A 5,401-nucleotide genomic window follows, 5' to 3' on the forward strand; every position below is an offset into this window, starting at 1 on the left:
CGGAACAGGCCTCGGCCGCGGTCGCCGCGGCCGACCGGGCGTTTCCCGCGTGGGCGGCGCGGAGCCCCTCCGAACGCGCCGAGCTGCTGAGCGCGGCGCTGGAGCCGTTGGAGGGCGACCGGGAGACCGTCGCCGACATCCTGACCCGGGAGAACGGCAAGATCCGGATGGAATCCGTGATCGACTCGGCGGTGTTCGAGCACCGCTGCCGCCTCGCGGTCGGGCTCGCGGGCGAGCTGGAGCGGCAGACGACCCACCTGGCCGCGCCGCCGTTCCGCACCGAGGTGACCTACCGCCCGCTGGGTGCCACGACGATCATCGTGCCGTTCAACTGGCCGCTGGCGATCCTGGGGGCGTCGCTGGCGTACGCGCTGGTGGCGGGGAACACCGTGGTGGTGAAGCCGCCGCCCACCGCGCCGCTGGCGACGGTGCGCACGGTGGAGACGCTGGCGCGGGCGCTCCCGCCGGGCGTGCTGAACGTCGTCACCGGTGAGGACTCCGAGATCGGGGAGACCCTGGTGGCCGGGGAGCCGGTGCGCAAGGTGTGCTTCACGGGGAGCACGGGCGGCGGCCGGAAGATCATGCAGATGGCCTCGGGCTCGCTGACCCGCGTGGCACTGGAACTGGGCGGCAACGATCCCGCGCTCGTGCTCGCCGACGCCGACCTCTCCGGCGAGGCGATGCAGACGCTGTTCGGGGGGATCTTCGACTCCACCGGGCAGGTCTGCATGGCCGCGAAACGGGTCTACGTGCACCGCTCCCGCTACGACGAGGTGGTCGACGGCCTGTCGGAGCTGCTGTCCGGCACCGTGCTCGGGCACGGCCTGGCCGAACCGGTCACGATGGGGCCGCTGCACAGCCCCCGGCAGAAGGACTACGTCGAGCAGCTGGTCGCCGAGGCCCGCTCGTCCGGTGCCGAGGTCCGGGAGTTCGGCGCCGCGGCGGACGGGGCGGACCTGTCCCGGGGGAACTTCCTCCGGCCGTCGCTGGTGCTGGACCCGGCCGACGACCTCCGTGTGGTGACCGAGGAGCAGTTCGGCCCGACCGTGCCGATCCTGCCGTTCGACGACGAGGCGGACGGCCTGGCCCGGGCGAACGACACGTGGGCGGGCCTGTCCTCGTCGGTGTGGTCGGCCGACCTCGACCACGCGGGTGCGGTCGCGGCCCGGCTGCGCGCCGGGTACACGTTCGTCAACGCCCACGGCGCCGCCCACCTCGACGAACGTGCCCCGTTCGGCGGGTTCGACCACAGCGGCATGGGCCGCGAGATGGGCATCGAGGGCATCCGGGAGTTCATGGACACCCACGCCGTCAGCTTCCCCGCCTGAGCGCTCCGCGTCCCGGCGCGGCGGCACCCGTGTGATGCGGGGCGGGCCGGGCGGCGGGTGCGTGCGCTGATAGACATGCGCCGTGCGGGATTTCGTGACGGGTGTGCGGATGTTCGGGCGGGGGCTGGGGATTCTGCTCCGGTCGCCGCGGTTGTTGCTGATCGGCGCGCTGCCGGTGGTGCTGACCACGCTGTTGCTGCTCGCCGGGCTGGTGGCGCTGGTGTCCTCGATCGACGATCTGGCCGCGCTGATCACGCCGTTCGCCGACGGCTGGGACGAGGGCTGGCGGACGGCGGTGCGGGTGGTCGCGGGCGTCGCCCTGGCCGGTGGAGCGCTGGCCGTCGGACTGATCGGGTTCTCGGCGTTGACGCTGGCCGTGGGCGGCCCCTTCTACGAGCACATCGCGGAGAAGGTGGAGGATGACCTGGACGGGCCGGTTCCGGAGGCGGACATCCCGTGGTGGCGGTCGGTGTGGATGGGGATCCGGGACGGTGTCGAGCTCCTGCTGCGGTCGCTCGCGTGGACGGTGCCGCTGTTCGTCGCGGGGTTCGTTCCGGTGCTGGGGCAGACGGTCGTCCCGGTGCTGCTGGCGCTGGTGACGGCGTGGTTCCTCGCGCTCGAACTGGTCGCGGTGCCGTTCACCCGGCGCGGGATGGACCTCGCGCGGCGCCGTGCGGCGCTGCGCGGGCGGCGGGGACTCGCGCTGGGGCTGGGACTGCCGACGGCCCTGCTCTGCCTCGTCCCGCTCGCCGCGCTGGTCGTCATGCCGGTCGCCTTCGTGGGCGGGGTGTTCGTCGCCCACGAGACGCTGCGCACCACGACCGTGCCCGCCGACGCCCGGTGACCACCGGTGGGCCCCGCCACGTCCGGACGGGGCCCACCGGTGGCGACGATCAGGCCAGGTCGAACCGGTCGAGGTTCATGACCTTGTCCCACGCGGCGACGAAGTCGCGCACGAACTTGCCCTTCGCGTCGTCGGCGGCGTAGACCTCGGCCAGGGCCCGCAGTTCGGAGTTCGACCCGAACACCAGGTCGACCCGGCTGCCGGTCCACTTGACCGCACCGGAGGCGTCGCGCCCCTCGAAGGTCTGCGCGTCCTCCGAGGTCGGCTTCCACGTGATGCCCATGTCGAGCAGGTTCGCGAAGAAGTCGTTGGTCAGCGACCCCGGGGTGTCGGTGAACACGCCCAGCGACGAGCCGTCGTGGTTCGCCCCGAGCACGCGCAGACCGCCGACGAGGACGGTGGTCTCCGGCGCGCTCAGCGTGAGCAGGTTCGCCCGGTCGAGCAGCAGGTACTCGGCGGAGAGCCGGTTGCCCTTGCCCAGGTAGTTGCGGAACCCGTCCGCGGTGGGCTCCAGCGCGGCGAACGAGTCCGCGTCGGTCTGCTCCGGCGTCGCGTCGACGCGGCCCGGGGTGAACGGCACGCGGATGTCGTGGCCCGCGGCCTTGGCGGCCCGTTCCACGGCGGCGCAGCCGCCGAGCACGATCAGGTCGGCCAGCGAGACCTTCTTGTTCCCGGTCTGCGCCTCGTTGAACGACTGCTGGATGCCCTCCAGGGTGGACAGCACCGTCTCCAGCTCGGCCGGGTTGTTGACCTCCCACCCGTTCTGCGGGTTGAGCCGGATGCGCGCACCGTTGGCGCCGCCGCGCTTGTCACTGCCCCGGAACGTCGAGGCCGACGCCCACGCGGTGGTGACCAGCTGGGCGGTGCTCAGCCCGGAGTCGAGGATGGTGCGCTTCAGCGAGTCGATGTCCGCCTCGCCGATCAGCTCGTGGTCCACCTCGGGCAGCGGGTCCTGCCACAGCAGGGTCTCCTCGGGCACCTCCGGGCCGAGGTAGCGGACCTTCGGTCCCATGTCCCGGTGGGTGAGCTTGTACCAGGCGCGGGCGAAGGCGTCGGCGAACTCGTCGGGGTTCTCGTAGAACCGGCGCGAGATCGGTCCGTAGATCGGGTCGTAGCGCAGCGCGAGGTCGGTGGTCAGCATCGCGGGCGCGATCTTCTGCGACGCGTCGTGCGCGTGCGGGACGGTGCCCTCACCCGCGCCGTCCTTCGGCGTCCACTGCTTCGCGCCCGCCGGGCTGGTGGTCAGCTCCCAGTCGTACTCGAACAGGTTCGCGAAGAAGCCGTTGCTCCACTTCGTCGGCGTGCTGGTCCAGGTGACCTCCAGCCCGCTGCCGATCGTGTCGCCGCCCTTGCCGGTGCCGTAGGCGTTGCGCCAGCCCAGGCCCTGCTCCTCCAGCGGAGCCGACTCGGGCGCCGGCCCGAGGTGGCTGTCCGGCGCGGCACCGTGGGTCTTGCCGAAGGTGTGCCCGCCGGCGATCAGTGCGACGGTCTCCTCGTCGTTCATCGCCATGCGGCCGAACGTCTCGCGGATGTCGCGGGCCGCGGCGATCGGGTCCGGCTCGCCGTTCGGGCCCTCCGGGTTGACGTAGATCAGGCCCATCTGGACGGCGGCCAGCGGCTCCTCCAGCTCGCGGTCACCGCTGTAGCGCCGGTCGTCCAACCACTCGGTCTCCGGGCCCCAGTAGACGTCCTCGTCGGGCTCCCACACGTCCTCGCGGCCGCCGGCGAAGCCGAAGGTCTTGAAGCCCATCGACTCCAGCGCGACGTTGCCCGCCAGGATGAGCAGGTCGGCCCAGGAGAGGTTCTGGCCGTACTTCTTCTTCACCGGCCACAGCAGACGGCGGGCCTTGTCCAGGTTGACGTTGTCCGGCCAGCTGTTCAGCGGGGCGAACCGCTGCTGCCCGGCGCCCGCGCCGCCGCGGCCGTCACTGATCCGGTAGGTGCCGGCGCTGTGCCAGGCCATCCGGATGATCAGCGGACCGTAGTGGCCGAAGTCGGCGGGCCACCAGTCCTGCGAGGTGGTCAGCACCTCCTCGATGTCCCGCTTGACGGCGGGCAGGTCGAGCGACTTGAACGCCTCGGCGTAGTCGAAGTCCTCGCCGAGCGGGTTGGTCGCCGGGGAGTTCTTCGAGAGGATCTTCAGGTTGAGCTTGTCCGGCCACCACTGGCGGTTCCCGCCACCCTCGGTGGGGTGCGGGGCGCGGCCGTGCACCACGGGGCACTGGCCGGTGGTGTCGCGATCGTCGGTCACGGGTGTCCTTTCAGGATCAATGGGTGTGTTCCGGTTCGGGGGAGCAGGCAGGGCACAGTCCCCAGTAGATGACCTCGGCCTCGTCGACGTGGAAGCCCCGGGCGTCCGACGCGGTCAGGCAGGGCGCGGACCCCACGGCGCAGTCGACATCGGCGAGGGCGCCGCACGACCGGCACGCGACGTGGTGGTGGTTGTCCCCGACCCGCGTCTCGTAGCGGGCCACGGACCCCATCGGCTGGATCCGTCGCAGCAGTCCCGCCTCGGTCAGCGCGCGCAGTCCGTCGTAGACGGCCTGGTGCGACACCTTCGGCAGTTCCTCCCGGACGGCACCGATGATCGATTCCGTGTCGGCGTGCGGACGGTCGTGCACCGCGGACAGCACCGCGACCCGGGGTCGGGTCACTCGCAGTGCGGCCTCGCGCAGCATGTGCTCGAAGCCCGCAGTCGTCGTTGGCACGCGGGGCAGTCTGGCGGGCTTTCTGGAATGGATCAAGAGTGTCCCGGAGTGCTGTGTCTCACTCGTGTTCGCGGCGTGACCGGGACGAGACCTCCGGTGGGAACCGGTCGGTCCGGCCGCGCCCGACGGGGCCGCATCCGGAGCGGAACCGGTGGGCGGGGATGCGGCATGATGGAACGATGACGACCCCCCGACCGGTCCCGATCGCCCGTGCGCCCATCCAGCTCGGCCAGTTCCTCAAGCTGGCGGGGGTGGTCGAGGACGGCGCGGAGGCGAAGGCCCTGCTGGCCGAGGTCGGGGTCGGGGTCAACGGCGAGGCCGAACACCGCCGCGGTCGCAAGCTCGACGCCGGGGACCTCGTCGCGGTCGGCGACGAGACACTCGAGGTCACCGTGGAGTGAGCCACGGCCGTCCGGTCAGGCCGGATCGCCGCCCGGTCGGGTCGGACCGCCGCGCAGCAGCGTGGCGTAGAGGGTGAGGCCCGGGCCGAACGCGAGCGCCACGGCCGGGTCCCCGGGGCC

5 protein-coding genes are annotated in these 5,401 nt (G+C 72.2%); 3 read left to right on the forward strand and 2 right to left on the reverse strand.

Going from position 1 to position 5,401, the window contains the following annotated elements; all coding sequences use genetic code 11:
* Nucleotides 1-1,328, forward strand: a 1,328-nt coding sequence (locus ACTIR_RS22585; protein ID WP_052583808.1) for an aldehyde dehydrogenase family protein, incomplete at its 5' end; no start/stop codon positions are given.
* Between the two features lie 82 nt (nucleotides 1,329-1,410).
* On the forward strand, nucleotides 1,411-2,172 hold the full coding sequence (locus ACTIR_RS0109905) for an EI24 domain-containing protein (RefSeq protein ID WP_026454152.1): 762 nt from the start codon (nucleotides 1,411-1,413) through the stop codon (nucleotides 2,170-2,172).
* A gap of 49 nt (nucleotides 2,173-2,221) precedes the next feature.
* Here ACTIR_RS0109905 and katG read toward each other — a convergent pair whose 3' ends face one another.
* Together katG and ACTIR_RS0109915 are read right to left on the reverse strand one after the other, a co-directional pair.
* Nucleotides 2,222-4,423 (reverse strand): catalase/peroxidase HPI, encoded by a 2,202-nt coding sequence (gene katG, locus ACTIR_RS0109910; RefSeq protein WP_026454153.1) that lies wholly within the window; start codon nucleotides 4,421-4,423, stop codon nucleotides 2,222-2,224.
* Nucleotides 4,424-4,439: 16 nt separating this feature from the next.
* A complete protein-coding gene (locus ACTIR_RS0109915; RefSeq protein WP_026454154.1) occupies nucleotides 4,440-4,850 on the reverse strand; it encodes a Fur family transcriptional regulator in 411 nt (136 codons plus the stop codon).
* A 209-nt stretch (nucleotides 4,851-5,059) separates the two neighbouring features.
* Between ACTIR_RS0109915 and ACTIR_RS0109920 the strand changes: the two genes are divergently transcribed.
* Nucleotides 5,060-5,281, forward strand: a complete 222-nt coding sequence (locus ACTIR_RS0109920; RefSeq protein WP_026454155.1) for an RNA-binding S4 domain-containing protein — start codon at nucleotides 5,060-5,062, stop codon at nucleotides 5,279-5,281.
* Nucleotides 5,282-5,401: the final 120 nt, after the last annotated feature.

Source organism: Saccharomonospora iraqiensis subsp. iraqiensis, from assembly GCF_000430445.1.
Lineage (GTDB): Bacteria > Actinomycetota > Actinomycetes > Mycobacteriales > Pseudonocardiaceae > Saccharomonospora > Saccharomonospora iraqiensis.